The organism is Streptomyces sp. NPDC058307 (assembly GCF_042880295.1).
Lineage (GTDB): Bacteria > Actinomycetota > Actinomycetes > Streptomycetales > Streptomycetaceae > Streptomyces.
This window is the reverse complement of record NZ_JBHVYZ010000030.1, coordinates 1-21,295: the sequence shown is the minus strand read 5'-3', so window position 1 is coordinate 21,295 and position 21,295 is coordinate 1. Positions and strand designations below refer to the sequence as shown.

Sequence of the window (21,295 nt, the reverse complement as noted above, 5' to 3'; positions counted from 1 at the left end):
CGGGGGACGGGATGGAGAACGACATGACGGACACGGGGTCCAGGCGACGGGTCACCATCCGCGACGTCGCCGAGCGGGCGGGGGTCTCGATGGCCACGGCCTCGCGCGCGCTCAGCGGCAACCATCCGGTGCCGGCCGCGACCCGGGCCCGTGTCCTGCGTGCCGCCCGCGATCTCGACTACGTCGCCAACGCGCATGCCCGGGCGCTCGTCGGCGGGGGCCGCAAGATGGCCGCCGTCGTGGTCCGGCAGGTCACCAGCCCCTTCTACGCCCAGGTCGCCGAGGGAGTGGAGGCAGAGGCCGCCGACCGCGGGTGGCTGTGCGTGGTCGGGGCGACCGGCGGGGATCCGCAGCGGGAGATGGAGTTCGTGCAGTTGATGCGGGAGGAGGGGGCCCGGCTGGTGATCCTCGTCGGCGGGGTCGTCGAGGACGACGCGTACCGCTCGCGGGTGGCCCACTACGCCCAGGCCCTCGACTCCTCGGGCGCCCGGCTGGTGCTGTGCGGCCGTCCCGCCCCGGACCCCGACATCCCGGCGCTGGTCGTCGAGTTCGACAACGAGGCCGGGGCCCGGGCCGTCACCGGGCATCTGCTGTCCGCCGGGCACCGGCGGATCGTCTTCCTCGGCGGGCTGCCCGGGAACACCGCCCTCGACGCACGCGTCGCCGGGTACCGGGCCGCGCTCGCCGAGCACGGACTGCCCCCGGCCGCCGCACGGGTCGTCGACTGCGGCCTCGGCCGGGCGGCGGGGCTGCGCGCGATGGCCGAACTGCTCAAGGAGACCCGGGAGTTCACGGCGGTGGTCGCCGGGGACGACATGGTCGCCGCGGGGGCGCTGCGCGCGATCGCCGACGCCGGGCTCGGAGTGCCCGCGGACATCTCCGTCGTCGGCTACAACGACATCCCGCTCGCCGAGGACTTCAACCCCCCGCTGACGACGGTCCGTACGCCCGCCGAGGAACTCGGCCGGGCCGCCGTACGCATCGCCCTGCGCGATCCCGAACACGCCGCCGGAAGCCACCATCTGCTGGGCACGCACATCGTCGTACGCAAGAGCGTCGCCCCACCACCGACCGACTAAGGACTCACCCCCGTATGACCGCGCCGCATGTGTCGCTCCCCGACGACCCGACGCACCACCCCGACCTCCCGCCCGCCGACCCCCTCCGTTCTCCCGTCACCGGCTGGACCCGCGCCCACTGGGAAGCCCTCGCCGACCGGCTGCTCGACGGGCTGCTGCCCTACGCCACCCCGGGCTTCGCCCAGTACCGGCTGCCCGGACCGCCCAGCCACTCCGGGGCCTGGTCCGACGGCCTGGAGGGGTTCGCGCGGTCCTTCCTGCTCGCCGCCTTCCGGATCGCCGGGTCGGCGGGGCGCGTCGAGCCCGCACTCGTCGAGCGGTACGCCGCCGGGCTCGCCGCCGGCACCGATCCGCACCACCCCGAGCACTGGCCGCCGATCACCGACCGGGCCCAGCCGATGGTGGAGGCGGCCTCGATCGCCCTCGCGCTGCACGAGTCCCGGCCCTGGCTGTGGGACCGGCTCGACGACAGCGTGCGCGACCGGGTCGTCGAGTGGCTCGGCCGGTTCGTCGGCGCGACGGCCAACGACTCCAACTGGCGGCTCTTCCAGGTGATCACGGAGGAGTTCCTGGCCTCCGTCGGGGCCCCGCACAGCCGGGCGGAGATCGACGCGGGCCTCGCCCGGCTGGACGACTGGTACCGGGGCGGCGGCTGGTACACCGACGGCGACGGGAAGAAGTTCGACTACTACAACGCCTGGGCGCTGCACCTGTACCCCGTGCTGTGGGCCCGGATCGCTGGACCGCGCGCCGACCCGGAGACCGTGGCCCGCCACCGCGACCGGCTGCGCGAGTTCCTCGGCGTCCACCAGTACTTCTTCGGCTCCGACGGCGCCCCCGTCCACCAGGGCCGCTCCCTCACCTACCGGTACGCCGCCGCCGCCCCGCTGTGGGCCGGCGCCCTCGCCGACGCCACCCCGCTGCCGCCCGGCCTCACCCGCCGCCTGGCCTCCGGCGCCCTGAAGCACTTCACCGAGCGCGGCGTCCCCGACGAGCGCGGCCTGCTCACCCTAGGCTGGTACCGGCCGTTCGAGGGAGTGCTCCAGCGCTACTCGGGCCCCGCCTCCCCGTACTGGGCGAGCAAGGCGTTCCTCGGCCTGCTGCTGCCCGCGGACCACCCGGTGTGGACGGCCCCCGAGGAGCCCGGCCCCGTCGACACCACCGACACCGTCCTCGCGCTCCCCGCCCCCGGCTGGCTGCTCCACTCGACCGCCTCCGACGGGATTGTCCGCCTCGTCAACCACGGCACCGACCGCCTCCCGCCCCCACCCGCGGCCGACGCCGACAGCCCGCACTACGCCAAGCTCGCCTACTCCACCGCCACCGCCCCCGAGACCCCCCTCGGCCCCGACAACCACCTCGCCCTGCTCACCCCCGATGGCACCCCGTCCCCCCGCGGCCGCATCCACCCGCTGCACTGCGAGGGCCACAGGGCCGCCTCCTGGTACGAGGCGCTCGGGCACCGTGTCGAGACGGTGAGCGTGGTTCACGGGCCGTGGGAGGTACGCGTGCACCGCATCTCAGGGGACAACGTCCCGGTGCGGGAAGGGGGCTGGGCGCTCGCCGACGACTCCGGGCCGCCGGTCGCCGAGTGCGGGCCGGGCTGGGCGCGGGTCCGCCGGGCGGCGGGCGGACTGACGAGCGCCGTCGTCGGACTGTACGGCTGGGGCGAGGCCGACGGCACGGTCGTGGCGGCCGAACACACCAACGCCTACGGGCGGTACTCGGCGACCCCCGTCCTCGAAGGCACCGGCCCCCTCCTGGTCACCCTCGTGGCCCTCGGCGCCGACGTGCCCCTCACGGGCGCGGACGCCACGCTCACCCCCGGCGGCACCGTCGAGATCCGTCTCCCCGACGGCACCCGCCTCAGTGCTGGGCCAGCGTCACCGCCTGATCCAGCGCCTGCAGAAAGGAGTTGACCGTCGCCCGGTCCCGCACGGCGAGCCGCAGCCACTCCTCGCCGAGCCCCGGGAACGTGTCCCCGCGCCGCACCGCGAAACCGAGATCGCGCAGATGCCGTCGTACGCCGGCGGCCTTCGGCAGGCGTACGAGGACGAAGGGGCCCTCGGCCGGCTCGACCACCCGGAGTCCGTCCGGGGCGAACTCCCGCAGCCCGGCGACGAGATGGGCCCGGTCGGTGGCCACGCGGTGGGCCGCGTGGGCGGCCTCCGCGACGGCCCTCGGCTCCATGCACGCCACGGCCGCCGCGAGGGCCGGGGTGGACACCGGCCACAGGGGCTGGGCGCGCTCCAGTTCGGCGATCGTCTCCGGGGCGGCGAGGACGTAACCGATCCGCAGTCCGGCCAGCCCCCACGTCTTCGTCAGGCTGCGCAGGACGACGAGGCCGGGCACGTCCGTCCGCCCGGCCAGGGCCTCGCGCTCGCCCGGCACCGCGTCCAGGAACGCCTCGTCCACCACCAAGGTCCGCCCGGGGCGGGCCAGTTCCGCGATCGTGGCGGCCGGATGCAGGACCGAGGTGGGGTTGGTCGGGTTGCCGACGACCACCAGGTCGGCGTCCTCGGGGACGGCCGCCGGGTCGAGCCGGAAGCCGTCCTCCTCCCGCAGCAGCACCCGGTCGACCGCGTGCCCGGCATCCCGCAGCGCCGCCTCCGGCTCGGTGAACTGCGGGTGCACCACCACGGCGTGACGGACCGTCAGAGCGCGGGCGAGCAGCACGAACGCCTCGGCGGCGCCCGCGGTCAGCAGCACCCGCTCCACGGGCACCTCGTGCCGGGCCGCCACCGCCGCCCGCGCCGCACGCCCGTCGGGATACGCGGCGAGCCCGGCCAGCGACCCCGCGATCCGCTCCCGCAGCCACACCGGGGGAGTGTCCGCGCGGACGTTCACGGCGAGGTCGGTGAGCCGGGCCCCGTCGTCCCGTACCTCGGCGTCGCCGTGGTGGCGCAGGTCATGGCTCCCGGCGCGGTCAGTGTGCATGGGTGTGGGTGTCGTGGTGGTGGCCGTGGTGATGGTGGTGGCCGTCGTCGTCCGGGTGGAAGTGCGGCTGCTGCGGCAGACCCACCTTGTCCTCGAAGCCGGGCAGCGCGATGCGGTACACGCACGAGTCGCAGTTCATTCGCAGATCGCCCTTGACGGCCTCCTCGTACCGCTCCATCACCAGGTCCAGCAGCTCCGGCTCCGGACCGATGACGTCCGCCGAACGCACCTCGACCTCCGGGTGGGCGGCCGCCCAGCCCTCGGTCTGCTGCCTGACCCGGTCCGGCAGGATCCCGGTGAACAGGAAGTAGGGCAGTACGACGATCCGGCGCGCCCCCAGCGCCACGCACCGCTCCAGCCCGCTCGGCACGTCCGGCGCGGCCAGCGACACGAACGCCGTCTCCACGCCCCCGTATCCGCGCCCCTCCCACAGCAGCCGGGCCGCCTTGTACACCTCGGCGTTGGCGTCGGGGTCGGTGGAGCCCCGGCCGACGAGCAGCACGGTCACGTCCGCGCGGTCCAGCGGGGTACGTCCGCCGGTGGCGCCCAGCGCCTCGTCGAGGCGCCGTTCCAGGACGTTCAGCAGCGCCGGGTGCGGGCCCAGCGGGCGCCCGTAGGTGTAGGAGATCCCGGGGTGGCGTTCCTTCTCGCGGGACAGCGCCGCCGGGATGTCGCCCTTGGCGTGTCCGGCGGACACCAGCATCAGCGGCACGGCGGCGAACCGGCGGACCCCGCGCTGGACCAGCTCGGCCACCGCGTCGGTGAGCGGCGGCGGGGACAGTTCGATGAAGCCGCCCGCGACGGGCAGTTCGGGGTGGCGGGCCCCCAGTTCCCGGACGAAGTCGCGGAACGCCTCGGCTCCGGCATCGTCCCGGGTGCCATGACCGGCGATGAGCAGGGCGGGCGGCGGGGTGGTCACGATTGCTCCTTCGAAGGGGAAGTGGGGTGGTACAGCAGGGCGTTGAGCGCGGCGGAGGCGACCGCCGAACCGCCCTTCTCGGACACGTTGCTCACGGCGGGCAGCCCGCTCTCGCGCAACGCGGCCTTGGACTCGACCGCGCCGACGAAGCCGACGGGCAGCCCGATGACGAGCGCCGGAGCCGCGTCCAGGGTCAGCAACTCCTCCAGCGCGGTGGGGGCGTTGCCGATCACCCAGATCGCCCCCGGGCCGACCTGCTCGTGGGCGAGACGGATCGCGTGGGCCGAACGGGTCAGCCCCGGCCCCGACTTGGCGTCCCGCAGTCGGCAGACGGTCTCCCGCCGGGTGATCCCGGCCGCGACCATCTCCACGTCCGTGACGACGGGCGCGCCGGAGTGCAGCGCGATGTGCGCCTTCTCCAGGTCGCCCTCGTCCATGACGAGATCGGTGGCGTAATCCAGATCGGCGGCGGAATGGATGACCCGCTCCACCACCGCCCGGGTCAGCGGCGGGAAGTGCGAGGTGTCCAGGCGGGCGCGCAGCCGCCGGTACGACTCCACCTCGATCGGGTGGACGACACGGTTCACTTGGCGCCCTCCTGCCAGCGGTAGCCGCGCGGTGTCACCATGCGGCCCGCGATGTCACGGGTCGCCGTGTTGCCCACGGTCACGACGGTCATCATGTCGACCGTCGCGGGGTCGAGCGCGGCCAGGGTCGTCAGCCGAGCGGACTCGTCGGGCCGTGACGCGTTGCGTACGACCCCGACCGGCGTCGCCGGCTCGCGGTGCTCGGCGAGGATCGCGAGCGCCTTGGGGAGCTGCCAGTCCCGGCCCCGGGAACGGGGGTTGTAGAAGGTGACCACGATGTCCGCCTCGGCCGCCGCGCGCACCCGCCGCTCGATGACCTCCCACGGGGTGTGCAGGTCGGACAGGCTGATGGACACGTGGTCGTGCCCCAGCGGGGCCCCCAGGATCGCGGCGGCGGCGAGCGCGGCCGTGACCCCCGGTACCCCGATCACGTCGATGTCGTCCGAGGCCTCGGCGAGCGCGGGCGAGGCCATGGCGTACACACCGGCGTCCCCGCTGCCGATCAGTGCGACCGCCTGCCCCTTCCGCGCCTCGGCCACCGCGGTCCTGGCCCGCTCCTCCTCGGCCCCGAGCCCCGACTCCAGGACCCGGGTCCCGGGCCGCAGCAGGTCGCGGATCTGGTCGACGTACTGGTCGAGCCCGACCAGCACCGAAGCACGCTGGAGCTCCGCCTTCGCGCGGGGCGTGAGCAGGTCCCGGGCGCCGGGACCGAGCCCGACGACCGCGAGCCGGCCGCGCGCGGGACGCCGTACGACAGCGCAGGTCGCCATGGCGGGCTGTGCGGCCGACTTCCGCTTGGGGACGAGGAGTTCACCGCCGTCGGCGAGGGCGGCGGCCTCGGCGACCGAAGGGGTGCCCACGGCGGCGAGGGGCGCGTCCGAGGGGTTGGGCACCTCGATGGCCGCCAGCTCCTCGGCGGAATGGGTGACCAGGGGCACGCCGAGCCGCTCGGCCGCCGCCACGATCCCCGCCTCCTCGGCCTTGACGTCCACGGTGGCGAGGTGGGCGATCGACTTCGGGGACAGCCCGGCCTCGCGCAACGAGCCCTCGATCAGCTCCAGCACCTCCTCGACGGGCGCGCCCTTGGAGGCGCCGACGCCGACGACGAGCGTGGGCGGACGGAGGACGACCTCCCGCTCGGTCAGCGGCTCGACCAGCCGGTCCGTCACCCTGATCGCGTACGCTCCCTCGCCGGCGACCGGCAGCGGAGGCAGCGGCCAGCGCGACTCGTTGCGCAGGGCGACGGGCTCCCCGTCCAGGAGCGCCCGCGACACGGCCGCCACCGCGCCCTCCACCGGCAGGCCGAGCGTGTCGAGCCCCGGCACCCCCACCGCGTCGGTCGCCGTCGTCACCACGGGCTCGGCACCGAGCAACTCCCCGACCTCCCGGGCGAGTTCATTGGCACCGCCGCCGTGTCCGCCGACCAGGGACACGGCGAACCGGCCGCCCTCGTCGACACACACCACACCCGGGTCGGAGGCCTTGCCGCCGAGCAGCGGCGCGATCAGGCGCACGACCGCGCCCGTGGCCAGGAAACACACGAGCTGCTCGCACTCCGCGAACGCCCGCCGCACGGCGTCCCCCACGGGTCCGTCGTACACGCGCGTGCGGTCCGGCCATGCCGCGGTCAGCCGGTCGCGTGCCGCCGCGCCCGCCGCGGTGGCGGAAATGAGGCCGATCACAGAGCAACTCCCTCTCGGTACACGGGGTTTCTGACGCCCCACAGCAGGAAAACCGGATTGGTCGCGGCGAGCCGGGTCACGTCCCCGGGCAGCGGCGCGAGCCGGGACGACTGGAGCAGTACGCCGTCGCAGTCGAACCCGGCACCGGTGAGCGCCGCGCGCACGGCCGGCACCCGGTCCAGCGCGGCCATGGCGACGACGACGCTCCGCCGGGCCCGGCGCGCGCACGCGCCGACGATATCCGGCAGCTCCCGCCCCCCGCCGCCGACGAACACGGCGTCCGGGTCGTCGAGTTCGGCCAGCGCGCCCGGCGCGGACCCGTGCACGACCCGTACGTCGACCCCGTGGGCGGCCGCGTTGGCGCGGATCCGCTCGACACCGTCGGGGGCCTTCTCGACCGCGACGACGGCGGCACCGAGCCGCGCGCACTCCACGGCCACGGAACCGGAGCCCGCGCCGACGTCCCACACCAGCTCCCCGAGCCGCGGCCCGAGCCGGGCCAGCGCCAGCGCCCGCACCTCGAACTTGGTGATCATCGAGTCCCGGTGGGCGAACTCGGTCTCTTCCAGGGCCCATTGGGAGGGAGCTGAAGAAGGCCCGGCGACCGTGCGCACGGCACCGAGAGCGCGGGACTCGTCGAGACAGAGGACGACACTCACGGCGGAACCCCAGTCCCGGGCGGCGGCCGCGGCGGGGGTGACCCGCTCCACGCGCTCGTCCTCGGTACCGAGCGCTGAGGCGACCACGAGGACCCGCGACTCGGCCGTGAGCGCAGCTCCCAGCTCGGCGGGACCGGCCCCCGGCCCCGTCAGCACCGCCACCTTCGGTCGCGCGCGGCACACGTTCACCGCCGTCCGCAGATCACGCCCGTGCGCACTGACCACCACCGCGTCGTCCCACGGCAGTCCGACCCGCGCGAAGGCGGTGGCGACGGAGGAGACCCCGGGCCGCACGTCCAGCGCACCGGGCCCGAACCGTTCGGCCAGCACCCGCACGATCCCGAAGAACCCGGGGTCGCCGGAGGCCAGCACGACGACCCGGCTCCCCTTGTCATGATGCCGTTCGATGATGTCCAGCGCCGGTGCCAGCGGTCCGAGGACGACCCGCTCGGCGTCTGCTGGGACCGCCGCGGCGTCCAGGTGCCGCCGCCCGCCCACGACCAGCTCGGCCCCGGCCAGGCACTCCTGGGGCGGCGCCCCCGTCCCCGTACCCACCACCGTGATCACGTGCCGGCACCCCGCGAGCGCAGCGCCCGCCGGGCCTCCGGGTCCGCCTTGCGGTACCCGTGGAAGTGACCGGGGTGGTAGAGATGCGACCGCGTGCCCTCGGAGTCCAGCGCCGGGCCGACCAGGAACAGGGTGTGCTTCCACAGCTTGTGTTCCTTGACGGTCTCCTCCAGCGTCTCGATCGTGCAGCGCACGATCAGCTCCTCCGGCCAGGTCGCCTGGTAGGCGACGACGACCGGCGTGGACGTCGGATACCCGCCCTCCAGCAGCTCCCGCACCAACTGCCCACTGCGCGCGGCGGACAGGAAGATCGCCATGGTGGTGCCGTGCTTGGCGAACTCCCGCACCTCCTCGCCGGGCGGCATCGGCGTCTTGCCGCCGCCGAGCCGGGTCAGCACCACGGACTGCGCGACCTCGGGGATGGTCAGCTCGCGCTGAGCGAGCGCGGCGACCGCGGAGAAGGCGGAGACCCCGGGCACGACCTCGGTGTCGATGCCGATCCGCGCGCACCGGTCGAGCTGCTCCTGCGTACCACCCCACAGGGCCGGGTCACCGGAATGGATCCGGGCCACCTTGAGGCCCTCCGCGCTGGCCCGCTCGTACACCGCGACCACGTCCTCCAGCGACATGGTCGCCGAGTCGAGGATCTCTGCGTCCGCGCGCGCGTGCTCGAGGACCTCCGCCTGCACCAGGCTCGCGGCCCAGATCACGACGTCGGCCTCGGCGATGGCGCGCGCGGCCCGGAACGTCAGCAGATCGGCGGCGCCGGGGCCGGCACCGACGAAGGTCACCTTGCCGGTGGGGGCATCGGCCATGAAAATCGGTCCTCTCATCACAAAAGGTCTTGAAAAGGTCTTACGCCTGCGGTCGGCGCGGTGGCCGGATGTGCGCGAACGGGGGCTGATCGGATACCAAGGCCCTATGGCGGTCTTCGTCGCGCTCGGCGCGTTCCTGATGACGCTGGCCGGCGGCTGGACGGCACAGCGGGTGACCGACCGCCGTCATCTGGTCCTCGGCCTGGCCGGCGGACTGATGCTCGGCGTGGTCGGCCTGGACCTGCTGCCGGAGGCGCTGCACGCGGCCGGCGACGAGGTCTTCGGCGTCCCCGCGGCCCTGCTCCTCTTCGTGGCCGGTTTCCTGCTGGCCCATCTGGTGGAACGCCTGCTGGCCGCCCGCCAGGCCGCGCACGGCGGCGAGGAGAGGAACGGCCGCGCGCCCGAGGTGGGCCTGACGGCCGCGGCCGCGATGGTCGGCCACAGCGCCATGGACGGCGTGGCCATCGGCGCGGCCTTCCAGGTGGGCGGCGGCATGGGCACGGCGGTCGCGCTCGCCGTCGTGGCCCACGACTTCGCTGACGGCTTCAACACGTACACGATCACGAGCCTGTACGGCAACGACCGCCGCAGAGCGCTGACCATGCTCTTCGCGGACGCGCTGGCCCCGGTGCTGGGCGCCGCCTCGACGTCGTTCGTGACCATCCCGGAGGGCCTGCTCGGTGGCTATCTCGGCCTCTTCGGCGGCGCGCTCCTCTACCTCGCGGCGGCCGAGATCCTCCCCGAGGCGCACCACGAACACCCCGCCCGCTCGACCCTGCTGTGCACGGTCGCGGGCGTCGTCTTCATCTGGCTGGTGGTGGGCCTGGCCGGCTGATCCGGCGGCTCTGCAGGGGCGTGCGGAGGGGGCTGCGGAGGGGCCTGCGAAGGGTGTCACAACTTGCCGCCCCGGGTGCCGTCCCGCCGCGCGGGCGCGATGAGGGTGGACAGATACGGCAGGGGAGCCCCGTCGAGCTCGGCGGCGGGCCGAATGGACTCGCCGTCCAGCCCCAGCGCCGATCCCCATACGGCGTCCTCGATCCGCCCGGTCTCCCTGAGCACCTCGGCCACCTCGGCGGCCTGCCGCCCGAACTTGTAGGCGACGACGGTCCCGGGCCCGTTGAGCGCGTCCTTGAGCACGGCGGAACCGGCGGTGACGGGCACCAGCGTGAGCGGCTCGGTGCCCTCGGTCAGTACGGCCCCGGAACGCGCCGCGAGATCCTGCATGGCGGTGATCCCGGGCACGGTCTCGACCACGACGTCCGGCACGAGCTCGCCGATGGTGTGGGCGAGATAGGTGAAGGTGGAGTAGACGTTGGGGTCGCCGATGGTCGCGAAGGCGACGGAGCCGTTGGCGCGCAGCAGCTGGGCGACCCGCTCCCCGGCGGCGTCCCAGGCGGCCTCGCGCCGGCCGTGATCCGTGCGCTCGTTGAGTGCGAAGACGATGCGTACGACCTTCTCCTGCGGCACGTAGTGCAGCACGGTCGCCTCGGCCCGCCCCCGCTCACCCGTGTCCATGACCGGTACGACGACCACGTCGGCGGCGCGCAGGGCGTTGACGCCCTTGACGGTCACCAGCTCGGGATCCCCGGGCCCGACCCCGACCCCGATCAACCTGCTGCTGCTCATGACGTCCGGCACCTCTCCACGAACCGACGGGCGACACCGGGCTGCGAGGCCCAGTGCGTGTGCAGATAACTCGCGTGCACACCACGCTGTACGAAACCTTCGAGCCGCCGCCTGGGCACCCGCACACCCCACGCGGCCGTGTCCCCGGCCCCCGGCTCCACCACGGTCCGGTGGAACTCGTGCCCCCGCATCCGCGTCCCGGCGACGGCCAGCGAACTGTCGCTCACGGCGACCGCGTCGCGATACCCGAGGGTGAGCTTCTCCTCCATCCGCGCCGAGGCGTCGAGCACCCCGCACATCGGCTGCCTGTCGAGCTCACGGCACAGATACAGCAGCCCGGCACACTCGGCGGCGACGGGAGCGCCGGTCTCTGCGAGAGCGGCGACGGCTTTCCGCAGCGGTTCGTTGGCGGACAGGTCATTGGCGTACACCTCGGGGAAACCGCCCCCGATGACCAACCCGCTCGTCCCGCTCGGAAGTTGCTCGTCCCGCAGCGGGTCGAAGGTGACGACCTCGGCTCCAGCGGCGGCGAGCAGCTCGGAGTGCTCGGCGTAGGAGAAGGTGAACGCGGGGCCGCCGGCGATGGCGATCACCTGCCCGTTCAGCCGCTCCGGCGTTTGAGGAGCGGGGGTCCAGGGGGCGGAGCCCCCCGAGGATGGGACGGGTAGGGGCGGCGGGGGCGAAGAAGCCACCACCTCAGCCGCATCCCAAGCCGCACACGACAACGCCCCCGCCCCCCGCGCCAGCGCGACCAGCCCCTCCAGATCGCACCCGGCACGGACCTGCTCCGCCATCGCCGCGACAGCGGCCACCGCCTCCCCCCGCCGCTCCGCGACCGGCACCAACCCCAGATGCCGGGAAGGCGTATCCACCTGAGCCACCCGCCGCAGCACCCCGAACACCGGCACCCCGGCCGAGTCCAGCGCCTCCCGCAACAACCCCTCATGACGGTCGGAGGCGACCTTGTTGAGGATCACGCCCCCCACCCGCACCTCGGGATCCCACGACGCGAACCCGTGCACCAGCGCGGCAACCGACCGGGACTGCGACGAGGCGTCGACGACCAGCACCACGGGCGCCCGCAACAGCTTCGCCACATGAGCCGTGGACGCCAGCTCGCCTTCCCCCGCGGCCCCGTCGAACATCCCCATCACCCCCTCCACGACGGCGATGTCACACCCGCGCGCCCCGTGCAGGAACAGCGGAGCCACCAGCTCCGGCCCACACAGATACGCGTCGAGATTCCGCCCCACCCGCCCGCTCGCGAGCGCGTGATACCCGGGATCGATGTAGTCGGGACCCACCTTGTGCGGAGACACGGCAAGCCCCCGCGCGGCGAACGCGGCCATCAACCCCGTGGCGACGGTGGTCTTCCCGCTGCCGGACGCCGGCGCGGCGATGACCAGCCGAGGGACGGAAGGATTCACCACTCGATGCCCCTCTGCCCCTTCTGCCCGGCGTCCATGGGGTGCTTCACCTTGGACATGTCGGTCACGAGATCGGCGAAGTCGACCAGCTTCTCAGGGGCGTTACGGCCGGTGATGACCACGTGCTGGGTGCCGGGCCGATTCCGAAGCACGTCGAGCACCTCGTCCGTGTCCACCCACCCCCAGTGCATCGGGTAGGCGAACTCGTCGAGCACGTACAGCTTGTACGTCTCGGCGGCGAGGTCCCGCTTGACCTGCTCCCAGCCCTCCCGGGCCTTCTCCTCGTTGTCCATCTGGGCATCGCGCTGCACCCAGGACCAGCCCTCGCCCATCTTGTGCCAGTCGACCGACCCGCCCTCCCCGGACGCCCCCAGCACCCGCAGCGCGTTCTCCTCGCCGACCTTCCACTTCGCCGACTTGACGAACTGGAACACCCCGATCGGCCACCCCTGGTTCCAGGCCCGCAGGGCGAGCCCGAAAGCGGCGGTCGACTTGCCCTTCCCGACACCGGTGTGCACGACCACCAGCGGCCGGTTACGACGCTGACGGGTGGTCAGCCCGTCCTCCGGCACGACACTCGGCTGTCCCTGAGGCATTACGCGGCCCTCCTCTGTACGTCCTTCACCAGTCCGGCGATCGAGTCGGCACGCAACTCGTCCAACGTCACCGCGGTACCGCCCAGTTCACCGGCGAGCTGCCCGGCCAGCCCCAGCCGCACGGGCCCGGACTCGCAGTCCACGACGACCGAGGCCACGCCCTCCGCGGCGAACAGCCGAGCCGCCCGCCCCGCGAGGGCGACCGGCTCGGGCCCTCCAGTGGCCCGCCCGTCCGTCACCAGGACGACGAGCGCCCGCCGCGCGGGGTCCCGCAGCCGCTCCACCCGCAGCACCTCGTGCGCCCGCAGCAGCCCGGCCGCGAGCGGCGTACGCCCACCGGTCGGCAGGGTCTCCAGCCGGGCCGCCGCCGCGTCCACGGACGACGTCGGCGGCAGCGCGACCTCCGCCGCCGACCCCCGGAACGTCACCAGGCCCACCTTGTCCCGCCGCTGATAGGCGTCGAGGAGCAGCGACAGCACGGCCCCCTTCACCGCGCTCATCCGCTGCCGCGCCGCCATCGACCCCGAGGCGTCGACGACGAACAGCACGAGATTGCCCTCGCGCCCCTCCCGCGTCGCCTGCCGCAGATCGTCCCGCCGGACCACGAGCCCGCGCCCCGACCGCCCCCGCGCCCGCTGATGGGGCGCGGCCGCCTGCACGGTGGCCGCCAGGTGCAGCTTGGTCAGGGCCCCTTGGGGCCGCCGGGCACCCGTGGTCCGCCCGTGCTCGGTCCGCGCCCGCGACCGCCGCCCGGCAGCGCCTTCCCCGAGCCCGGGCACGCTGAGCACCTTGGTGCGGAACGGCTCGGAAGCCCGGGCGGCGGCCTGTTCCCCGGACCCGGCACCGGACGCCTGAGGCTCGCCGGCGTCCCCCGCCTCCGGCTGCGCGCCGGAATCCCCGTCGGCCTGCGGCCCGTCCGAGGACGGCGGCTGCCCACCCCCACCACCGGGCCCGTCCGGGTCGGGATCCTCGTCCCCCTCGCCGCTGAACTCCTCCAGCGTCTCGTCGAGCTTGTCCTCGTCAAGTCCCGGCGCGTCAAAGGGGTTACGGCGCCTGCGGTGCGGCAGCGCGAGCAGCGCGGCCTGCCGTACGTCCTCCGCGAGCACATCGGTCCGCCCGGCCCACGCCGCCAGCGCGGTCGCCGTACGCGCCATCACGATGTCGGCCCGCATGCCGTCCACCTCGAACGCGGCGCAGGTCGCCGCGACCTGCCGGAGCGCCCCGTCGCCCAGCCGCACCGACGGCAACAACTCCCGTGCGGCCACGATCCGTTGCCGTACGGAGGCCTCCTCGTCCGCCCAACGGACCGCGAACCCGGCCGGGTCGTCGTCGTACGCGAGCCGCCGCCGTACGACCTCCACCCGCTGGTCCGGCTCCCGCGAGGCCGCGACCTCGACGGTCAGCCCGAACCGGTCGAGCAACTGCGGCCGCAGCTCGCCCTCTTCGGGGTTCATGGTGCCGACGAGCAGGAACTTCGAGGCGTGCCGTACGGAGACGCCCTCGCGCTCCACGTACGACGCCCCCATCGCGGCCGCGTCGAGGAGCAGGTCGACCAGGTGGTCGTGGAGGAGGTTGACCTCGTCGACGTAGAGGATCCCGCGGTGCGCGTCGGCGAGCAGGCCCGGCTCGAAGGCCTTCACGCCCTCCGCGAGCGCCCGCTCGATGTCGAGGGCGCCGACGAGCCGGTCCTCGGAGGCGCCGACGGGCAGTTCGACCATGCGGGAGGGGCGCATGCCACCGTTGCCGGGCTCGTGCGGGCCGTCCGGGCAGGACGGGTCCGGCGCGGCGGGGTCACAGGAGAAACGGCAGCCGGGGACGACCGCGACCTCGGGCAGCAGCGCCGAGAGCGCGCGCACGGCCGTCGACTTGGCGGTGCCCTTCTCGCCGCGCACCAGCACTCCGCCGACCGCCGGCGAGACGGCGTTCAGCAGCAGCGCGAGCCGCAGGTCCTCCTGGCCGACGACGGCCGTGAACGGAAACGGGGTACTCACTTCTCGTCACCCTCCAAGTCGCCCTCGAGCTCCAGGTACGTGGCCCGCAGCCGCTCCAGCGTCTCCGCGTCCGGCTCGGCCCACAGTCCACGGTCGGCGGCCTCCAGGAGCCGTTCCGTGATGCCCCGCAGCGCCCAGGGGTTGGACTTCTTCATGAAGTCCCGGTTCTCCGCGTCGAAGACGTACTCCGCGCTGAGCTTCTCGTACATCCAGTCGTCGACCACGCCCGCCGTGGCGTCGTAGCCGAAGAGGTAGTCGACGGTCGCCGCCATCTCGAAGGCGCCCTTGTAGCCGTGCCGCCGCATCGCCGCCATCCAGCGCGGGTTGACCACCCGGGCCCGGAAGACCCGGTGGGTCTCCTCGCCCAGCGTCCGCGTCTTGACCTGGTCGGGCGTGGCCGAATCGCCCACGTACGCCTCGGGGTTGGCGCCCGTGAGGTGGCGCACCATGACGACCATGCCGCCGTGGTACTGGAAGTAGTCGTCGGCGTCGACCAGGTCGTGCTCGCGGGTGTCGACGTTCTTCGCGGCGACGTTGATCCGCTTGAACGCCGTCTCCATGTCCCCTCGTGCCGCCCGCCCGTCGAGCCCGCGCCCGTAGGCGTAGCCGCCCCACACCGCGTACACCTCGGCGAGGTCGGCGTCAGAGCGCCAGTTGCGGGCGTCGATCAGGGGCAGCAGCCCGGCACCGTACGCCCCCGGCTTGGACCCGAAGATCCGGGCCGTCGCGCGCCGCCGGTCGCCGTGCTCGACGGTGTCCTCGTCGGCGTGCGCCTTCACGAAGTTCCGCTCGGCCGGCTCGTCCAGCTCCGCCACCGTGCGGACGGCGTCGTCGATCAGCCCGACCACGTGCGGGAACGCGTCCCGGAAGAACCCGGAGATACGGACGGTGACGTCGATGCGGGGCCGCCCGAGCTCCTCAAGGCCGATCACCTCGAAGCCGGTCACCCGCCGTGAGGCGTCGTCCCACACCGGACGGCAGCCGAGCAGCGCGAGGATCTCGGCGATGTCGTCGCCCTGGGTGCGCATGGCCGACGTGCCCCAGACGGTCAGCCCCACGGACTTCGGGTACTCACCGGTGTCGGCCAGGTACCGCTGCACCAGCGAGTCGGCGAGCGACTGCCCGACCTCCCAACTCAGCCTGGACGGGATGGCCTTGGGGTCGACGGAGTAGAAGTTCCGGCCGGTCGGCAGGACGTTGACGAGACCACGGGTCGGGGAGCCGGACGGCCCCGCCGGGACGTAACCGCCGTCCAGGGCCTTGAGGATGTGCCCGATCTCGTCCGTCGTACGCGCGAGCCGGGGCACGACCTCGGTGCAGGCGAACTCCAACACCGCGACAGCCTCGGGGAGTTCGGTGCCGAGGACGTCACGGACGAGACCGGGGACGGCCGCCGTGTCCCAGGACACGGCCTCCAGTCCCTCCGCGACCCGCCGGCACAGCTGCTCCAGCAGGTCGATCGCGTCGGAGGCCGTCCGCGCGGGCCCCTCGACGAGGTCGGACAGCTCCACCGGAACCTTCAGCGGCGCGCCCGGCTCGGCAAGCAACTCCTTCTCGACCAGCCCGAAATGAGCGGCGAAGGAGGCCCGCAGCCCCGGCAGGGCGTTCGCCTGCCCGCCCCACACCTGCGAGGCGCGCAGCACGGCCAGCACGAGGTTGACGCGGGCCTCGTCGACCGGACCGCCGCCGAGGATGTGCAGCCCGTCGCGGATCTGCACGTCCTTGATCTCGCACAGATAGCCGTCGATGTGCATCACGAACTCGTCGAACGCCGTGTCGTCCGGCTGCTCGTCGACATGCAGGTCGTGGTGCAGCTCGGCCGCCTTGACCAGCGTCCAGATCTGGGCGCGCACGGCCGGGGCCTTGGTCGGGTCGAGGTCGGAGACGAGCGCGTACTCGTCGAGCAGTTGCTCCAGCTTGGCGAGGTCGCCGTAGGTGTCGGCCCGCGCCATCGGCGGCACCAGGTGGTCGACGACGGTGGCGTGGCCGCGCCGCTTGGCCTGGGTGCCCTCGCCGGGGTCGTTCACGATGAAGGGGTAGATCAGCGGCAGCTCCCCGAGCACCGCGTCCGGGGCGCAACCCCCGCTCAGGCCGAGGCCCTTGCCCGGCAGCCACTCCATCGTGCCGTGCTTGCCCATGTGGACGACGGCGTCGGCGCCGAAAGAGTTGTCCAGCCACCGGTACGCGGCCATGTAGTGGTGCGACGGCGGCATGTCCGGGTCGTGGTAGATCGCGATCGGGTTCTCCCCGAAGCCGCGCGGCGGCTGGATCATCACGACGACGTTCCCGAACTGCAGGGACGCCAGCACGATGTCGTCCCCGTCGACGTAGAGGGAGCCCGGCGGCTCGCCCCACGCGTCCAGCATGGCCTGACGCAGCTCAGGGTCCAGCTGGTCGAACCACGCCCGGTAGTCGGCGAGCGGCACCCGCGCGGGAGCGGAGGCCAACTGGTCCTCGGTGAGCCACTCGACGTCGTGGCCGCCGGCCTCGATGAGCCGGTGGATGAGTTCGTCGCCATTGTCGGGGTACCCCTCGACGACGTACCCGGCATCCCGCAGCGCGTCCAGCACCCGCACCGCCGAAGCGGGCGTGTCCAGGCCCACCGCGTTGCCGACCCGGGAGTGCTTGGTCGGATACGCGGTGAAGACCAGCGCGAGCTTCTTCTCGGCGTTCGGCTTGTGCCTCAACTCCGCGTGCCGTACGGCGATCCCGGCGACCCGCGCGGCCCGCTCCGGGTCGGCCACGTACACCGGGACGTCGTCGGGGCCCTGCTCCTTGAAGGAGAACGGCACGGTGATCAGCCGTCCGTCGAACTCCGGGATCGCGACCTGCATGGCCGCGTCCATGGGGGACAGGGCCGCGTCGGACGCGTCCCAGACCGCCCTGGACGTCGTGAGGCAGAGCCCTTGCAGCACGGGCACGTCGAGGTCGGCCAGCGCCCCGATGTCCCAGGCCTCCTCGTCACCGCCGGCCGAGGCCTGCGAGGCGTGGGTGCCACCGGCGGCGAGGACGGTCGCGACGAGCGCGTCGGCCCGGGCGAGGGTCTCGTAGAGCGCGGGGTCCGCCCCGCGCAGTGAACCGCAGTACACGGGCAGGGCGTTGGCGCCCTTCGCCTCGATCGCCTCGCACAGGGTGTCCACGAAGCCGGTGTTGCCGCTCAGCTCATGGGCCCGGTAGAAGAGCACGCCGACAGTCGGACGGCCTTCCACGAAAGGACGGTCGCCGTGGACGCCGTACTCCGGCATCTTCTGCGGCTCGACGAACCCCTCGCCGGTCAGCAGCACGGTGTCCGACAGGAACCGGGCGAGTTCCTCCAGGTTGGCGGGGCCGCCCTCGACGAGGTACTTGAGCGCCTCGGCCACCACACCGGCCGGGACGGACGACTCGGCCATCAACTCCGCGTCGGGAACGGTCTCTCCGCCCAGCAGCACGGTCGGGATGCCCGAAGCCTTCAGCGCGGCCAGCCCGTCCTCCCAGGCCCGCTTGCCGCCGAGCAGCCGTACGACGGCGATGTCCGCGCCCTCGACCAGCGCCGGCAGCTCCTGCGCGACATCGACCCGGGTCGGGTTCCCGATCCGGTACGAGGCGCCGGAAGCGGCCCGGGCCGCCAACAGGTCCGTGTCGGCGGTGGACAACAACAACACTGTGCTCATGCGGGCGCTCCCGGTGGAATGAAAGGCAGTCCTTGCGGCGCGCCGGACTCGATGAGCCGCCACAGCGCGTCCGTGTCCGCGTGCTGTTCGATCAGGTCGCCGAGCCGGTCCAGCTGCTCCTCGCGCAGCGCGGCGAACGACGTGTCGGGGGCCGGCACGAACCGGCGGCCCGCGGCGGCCGCCACCTCCCGCAGAAAGGCCCGCCGGAAGCCGTCCGACTCCAGCGAGCCGTGCCAGTGCGTGCCCCAGGTCTGGCCGACGCGGCAGCCGTCGAGGAAGGGTTGGCCCCCGTCGACGTCGGCGACCCCGTGATGGATCTCGTACCCCTCGACGTGCTCCCCGAGGGCTTCCCCCACCGGCCGGGTCAGGGTCTTCTCCCGCGCGAACCGCACCCGCACGGGAAGGACTCCGAGCCCCTCGACGTGCCCCTGGCGGCTCTCGACCTCGTCCTCGATGTGCTCGCCGAGGATCTGGAACCCGCCGCAGATGCCGAGGACGGGCCGCTGCTCGGCGACCCTGCGCCCGATGGCCTGCGCGAGCCCCCGCTCCCGCAGCCACTCAAGCGCCCGTACGGTCCCCCGGGTTCCCGGAATCACGACGAGGTCGGCGTCGGCCAGCTCCTCCGCCCGGTCCACGAACCGCACCACGACACCGGGTTCGGCGGCCAGGGCGTCGACGTCCGTGAAGTTGGACATCAGCGGGATCGCGCAGACGGCGACCCGCAGCACGTCCTCACCCACCGGAGGGCTCACCGCGGACTCCCGGACCGTCCCCCGCAGAGACACCCGCAGTCCGTCCTCCTCGTCGATCCCGAGGCCGTGCCGGAAGGGCAGCACGCCGTAGGTGCGCCGCCCGGTGAGCCCGTGGAGCATGTCGAGGCCGGGTTCCAGGAGACTGACATCCCCCCGGAACTTGTTCACGAGGAACCCGGCGATAAGCGCCTGGTCCTCGGGGGAGAGCAGCGCGACGGTCCCGAAGAAGGAGGCGAAGACGCCCCCGCGGTCGATGTCGCCCACGACCAGTACGGGCAGCCCGGCGTTGCGGGCGATCCCCATGTTGACGATGTCGGTCCGCCGCAGGTTGATCTCGGCCGGGCTCCCGGCCCCCTCACAGATCACCGCGTCATACGTGCCCCGCAACTCGGCGAGACAGTCGAGCACGGTCCCGAGGAGCTGCTGCTGCCGCCCCCCGTGATAACCGCGTGCGCTCAGCTCACCGACCGGCTTGCCGAGCAGCACGACCTGACTGCTCTGCTCGCCACCGGGCTTGAGCAGCACGGGATTCATCAGCGCGGTCGGCTCGATGCGGCAGGCCTGCGCCTGCATGGCCTGGGCCCGCCCGATCTCCGCGCCCTCCCTCGTCACGAACGAGTTGAGGGACATGTTCTGCGCCTTGAACGGCGCGACCTTCACCTCCTGCCGCACCAGCCACCGGCAGATCCCCGCGGTGACGACGCTCTTGCCGGCGTCGGAGGTGGTACCGGCGACGAGAAGCCCTCCGCCACTCATGCGCTGCGCCCCTTCACGAAGGCCCGCGCGGCGACACCGACGCCGAGCGCGAGCAGCCCGACGCGCCGCGAAAGCCGCGCGGCGCGCTCGATGTCGTACATGGCGACGGCGCGCCCCTCCCGGTTCAGCACCGGCCGGTGCTCGACCCGCCCCGCGTACGAGAGGGTCCCACCGAGCCGGACACCCAACGCCCCCGCGAACGAGGCCTCGACGGGCCCGGCGTTGGGACTCGGATGCCGATGTGCGTCCTCCCGCCAGGCCCGCACGGCACCCGGGGGATCGTCTCCGGCCACGGCGGCGAGTACGGCGGTGAGCCGCGCCCCCGGCCACCCGGCGAGGTCGTCGAGCCGGGCGGAGGCCCACCCGAAACGCCGGTACCGGGGCGACTTGTGCCCCACCATGGCGTCCAGCGTGTTCACGGCCCGGAACCCGAGCAGCCCCGGCACCCCGCCGAGGGCACCCCACACGAGCGCCCCCACGACGGCGTCGGAGGTGTTCTCGGCCACGGACTCCACGATCGCCCGGGCGATCCCCTCGGCGTCGAGGGCCTGCGGATCCCGCCCGCACAGATGGGGCAGCCGTTCCCGGGCCGCCTCGACGTCACCCGCCTCCAGCGCCCGTCCGATGACCCGGGCCTCCCGCACGAGCGAAGTCCCGCCCACGACGGCCCAGGTGGCGGCGCCGGTGAGCACGACGGAGGCGGTACGGGAGGGACGTACGACCTGCTCCGCGGCGGCGCCGAGCGCCACCGCACCGCCCACGCACACGGCGGTGTGCAGCGCGCCCCAGCCCCGGTGGTCCCGCCACAACACCCGCTCCACGCCCCCGGCAGCCCGTCCGAACGCGGCGACCGGATGCCCACGACGGGGGTCACCGAGCAGGAGGTCACCGATCAGACCGGCGGCGGCGCCGTACGCGAAAACGCGATCGGCACGCATCGGGTCAGCCGATCGCGGGGTCGTTCAAATACCGGGTACCGCTGGTGGATCGGCAGGCGAGCATCGCGTCATGTCCTCACTCAGGGTGTCCACGCCCTGGTTCGACGAGTCCGGCGGCGAGAGTTCCTGGCTCCCGGGGGTGTCTACCCCGGTGACAGTGGCGGGACCGCGCCGGATTCGCACCGGCTTCCTCTTCTGCCGCCGTATATGGCTCCGGCAGTCCACCACGGCCCTTCGAGACCCGTCAACTTGTTGTTGACCTGCGGCGGGAGAGTGTGCAGAACCCCACATCGCCGGTCACGGAAGACGGC

16 protein-coding genes and 1 riboswitch are annotated in these 21,295 nt (G+C 73.5%); of the genes, 3 read left to right on the top strand and 13 right to left on the bottom strand.

Translation table 11 applies throughout. The features are described from left to right. Positions 1-23 precede the first annotated feature (23 nt). Together ACFVYN_RS21960 and ACFVYN_RS21955 are read left to right on the top strand one after the other, a co-directional pair. Complete coding sequence (locus tag ACFVYN_RS21960) at positions 24-1,079, top strand: LacI family DNA-binding transcriptional regulator (RefSeq protein WP_390001047.1); 1,056 nt, start codon at positions 24-26, stop codon at positions 1,077-1,079. Positions 1,080-1,093: 14 nt separating this feature from the next. After that, positions 1,094-2,998: a DUF2264 domain-containing protein gene (locus ACFVYN_RS21955; protein WP_390001045.1), complete on the top strand. Its 1,905-nt coding sequence runs from the start codon at positions 1,094-1,096 to the stop codon at positions 2,996-2,998. Here the strand turns inward: ACFVYN_RS21955 and cobC are convergent. From cobC to cobM, 6 genes are read right to left on the bottom strand one after another with little or no spacing between them, the layout of a single operon-like run. Beyond that, entirely contained in the window at positions 2,946-4,016 is a 1,071-nt protein-coding gene (gene cobC, locus ACFVYN_RS21950; protein ID WP_390001043.1) for an Rv2231c family pyridoxal phosphate-dependent protein CobC, read from the bottom strand. The two genes, ACFVYN_RS21955 and cobC, sit on opposite strands and share 53 nt — an antisense overlap. Then, the gene (locus ACFVYN_RS21945) at positions 4,006-4,935 is read right to left on the bottom strand and encodes a sirohydrochlorin chelatase (protein ID WP_390001042.1); all 930 of its coding nucleotides are present in this window, start codon (positions 4,933-4,935) and stop codon (positions 4,006-4,008) included. Before ACFVYN_RS21945 ends, cobC begins: the two co-directional genes overlap by 11 nt. Further along, on the bottom strand, positions 4,932-5,522 hold the full coding sequence (locus tag ACFVYN_RS21940; RefSeq protein ID WP_390001041.1) for a precorrin-8X methylmutase: 591 nt from the start codon (positions 5,520-5,522) through the stop codon (positions 4,932-4,934). Before ACFVYN_RS21940 ends, ACFVYN_RS21945 begins: the two co-directional genes overlap by 4 nt. Next, positions 5,519-7,204 carry a precorrin-3B C(17)-methyltransferase gene (gene cobJ, locus ACFVYN_RS21935; protein ID WP_390001039.1) on the bottom strand — a complete coding sequence of 562 codons (1,686 nt, stop codon included), beginning with the start codon at positions 7,202-7,204 and terminating at the stop codon, positions 5,519-5,521. The genes ACFVYN_RS21940 and cobJ overlap by 4 nt, the downstream gene beginning before the upstream one ends. Further along, complete coding sequence (gene cbiE, locus ACFVYN_RS21930; protein ID WP_390001038.1) at positions 7,201-8,430, bottom strand: precorrin-6y C5,15-methyltransferase (decarboxylating) subunit CbiE; 1,230 nt, start codon at positions 8,428-8,430, stop codon at positions 7,201-7,203. The genes cobJ and cbiE overlap by 4 nt, the downstream gene beginning before the upstream one ends. After that, positions 8,427-9,245, bottom strand: a complete 819-nt coding sequence (cobM, locus tag ACFVYN_RS21925) for a precorrin-4 C(11)-methyltransferase (protein WP_390001036.1) — start codon at positions 9,243-9,245, stop codon at positions 8,427-8,429. Before cobM ends, cbiE begins: the two co-directional genes overlap by 4 nt. 106 nt (positions 9,246-9,351) lie before the next feature. Here cobM and ACFVYN_RS21920 point away from each other — a divergent pair, with 106 nt between their 5' ends. Next, on the top strand, positions 9,352-10,080 hold the full coding sequence (locus ACFVYN_RS21920; protein WP_390001035.1) for a ZIP family metal transporter: 729 nt from the start codon (positions 9,352-9,354) through the stop codon (positions 10,078-10,080). Between the two features lie 56 nt (positions 10,081-10,136). Here ACFVYN_RS21920 and cobI read toward each other — a convergent pair whose 3' ends face one another. The 7 genes from cobI to ACFVYN_RS21885 are packed head-to-tail and all read right to left on the bottom strand — an operon-like array spanning position 10,137 to position 20,984. Next, positions 10,137-10,883: a precorrin-2 C(20)-methyltransferase gene (cobI, locus tag ACFVYN_RS21915; RefSeq protein WP_390001033.1), complete on the bottom strand. Its 747-nt coding sequence runs from the start codon at positions 10,881-10,883 to the stop codon at positions 10,137-10,139. Beyond that, positions 10,868-12,298: a cobyrinate a,c-diamide synthase gene (locus ACFVYN_RS21910; RefSeq protein WP_390001031.1), complete on the bottom strand. Its 1,431-nt coding sequence runs from the start codon at positions 12,296-12,298 to the stop codon at positions 10,868-10,870. Before ACFVYN_RS21910 ends, cobI begins: the two co-directional genes overlap by 16 nt. Next, on the bottom strand, positions 12,295-12,894 hold the full coding sequence (gene cobO, locus ACFVYN_RS21905) for a cob(I)yrinic acid a,c-diamide adenosyltransferase (RefSeq protein WP_390001029.1): 600 nt from the start codon (positions 12,892-12,894) through the stop codon (positions 12,295-12,297). The genes ACFVYN_RS21910 and cobO overlap by 4 nt, the downstream gene beginning before the upstream one ends. Then, positions 12,894-14,885, bottom strand: coding sequence for a putative cobaltochelatase (locus tag ACFVYN_RS21900; protein WP_390001027.1), 1,992 nt, complete (start codon positions 14,883-14,885; stop codon positions 12,894-12,896). The genes cobO and ACFVYN_RS21900 overlap by 1 nt, the downstream gene beginning before the upstream one ends. Then, on the bottom strand, positions 14,882-18,538 hold the full coding sequence (gene cobN, locus ACFVYN_RS21895) for a cobaltochelatase subunit CobN (protein WP_390001025.1): 3,657 nt from the start codon (positions 18,536-18,538) through the stop codon (positions 14,882-14,884). Before cobN ends, ACFVYN_RS21900 begins: the two co-directional genes overlap by 4 nt. Next, positions 18,535-20,046, bottom strand: a complete 1,512-nt coding sequence (locus ACFVYN_RS21890; protein WP_390001023.1) for a cobyric acid synthase — start codon at positions 20,044-20,046, stop codon at positions 18,535-18,537. Before ACFVYN_RS21890 ends, cobN begins: the two co-directional genes overlap by 4 nt. Then, positions 20,043-20,984, bottom strand: coding sequence for a cobalamin biosynthesis protein (locus ACFVYN_RS21885; RefSeq protein WP_390001021.1), 942 nt, complete (start codon positions 20,982-20,984; stop codon positions 20,043-20,045). Before ACFVYN_RS21885 ends, ACFVYN_RS21890 begins: the two co-directional genes overlap by 4 nt. A gap of 97 nt (positions 20,985-21,081) precedes the next feature. Continuing rightward, a riboswitch (cobalamin riboswitch) is annotated at positions 21,082-21,225 on the bottom strand. Positions 21,226-21,295 lie beyond the last annotated feature (70 nt).

Bases quoted from the DNA above. Each gene is read 5' to 3' on its own strand.
- ACFVYN_RS21960 (WP_390001047.1), top strand. From the start codon at position 24: ATGACGGACACGGGGTCCAGGCGACGGGTCACCATCCGCGACGTCGCC.
- ACFVYN_RS21955 (WP_390001045.1), top strand. From the start codon at position 1,094: ATGACCGCGCCGCATGTGTCGCTCCCCGACGACCCGACGCACCACCCC.
- cobC (WP_390001043.1), bottom strand. From the start codon at position 4,016: ATGCACACTGACCGCGCCGGGAGCCATGACCTGCGCCACCACGGCGAC.
- cobM (WP_390001036.1), bottom strand. From the start codon at position 9,245: ATGGCCGATGCCCCCACCGGCAAGGTGACCTTCGTCGGTGCCGGCCCC.
- ACFVYN_RS21920 (WP_390001035.1), top strand. From the start codon at position 9,352: ATGGCGGTCTTCGTCGCGCTCGGCGCGTTCCTGATGACGCTGGCCGGC.
- cobO (WP_390001029.1), bottom strand. From the start codon at position 12,894: ATGCCTCAGGGACAGCCGAGTGTCGTGCCGGAGGACGGGCTGACCACC.
- cobN (WP_390001025.1), bottom strand. From the start codon at position 18,538: ATGAGCACAGTGTTGTTGTTGTCCACCGCCGACACGGACCTGTTGGCG.
- ACFVYN_RS21890 (WP_390001023.1), bottom strand. From the start codon at position 20,046: ATGAGTGGCGGAGGGCTTCTCGTCGCCGGTACCACCTCCGACGCCGGC.
- ACFVYN_RS21885 (WP_390001021.1), bottom strand. From the start codon at position 20,984: ATGCGTGCCGATCGCGTTTTCGCGTACGGCGCCGCCGCCGGTCTGATC.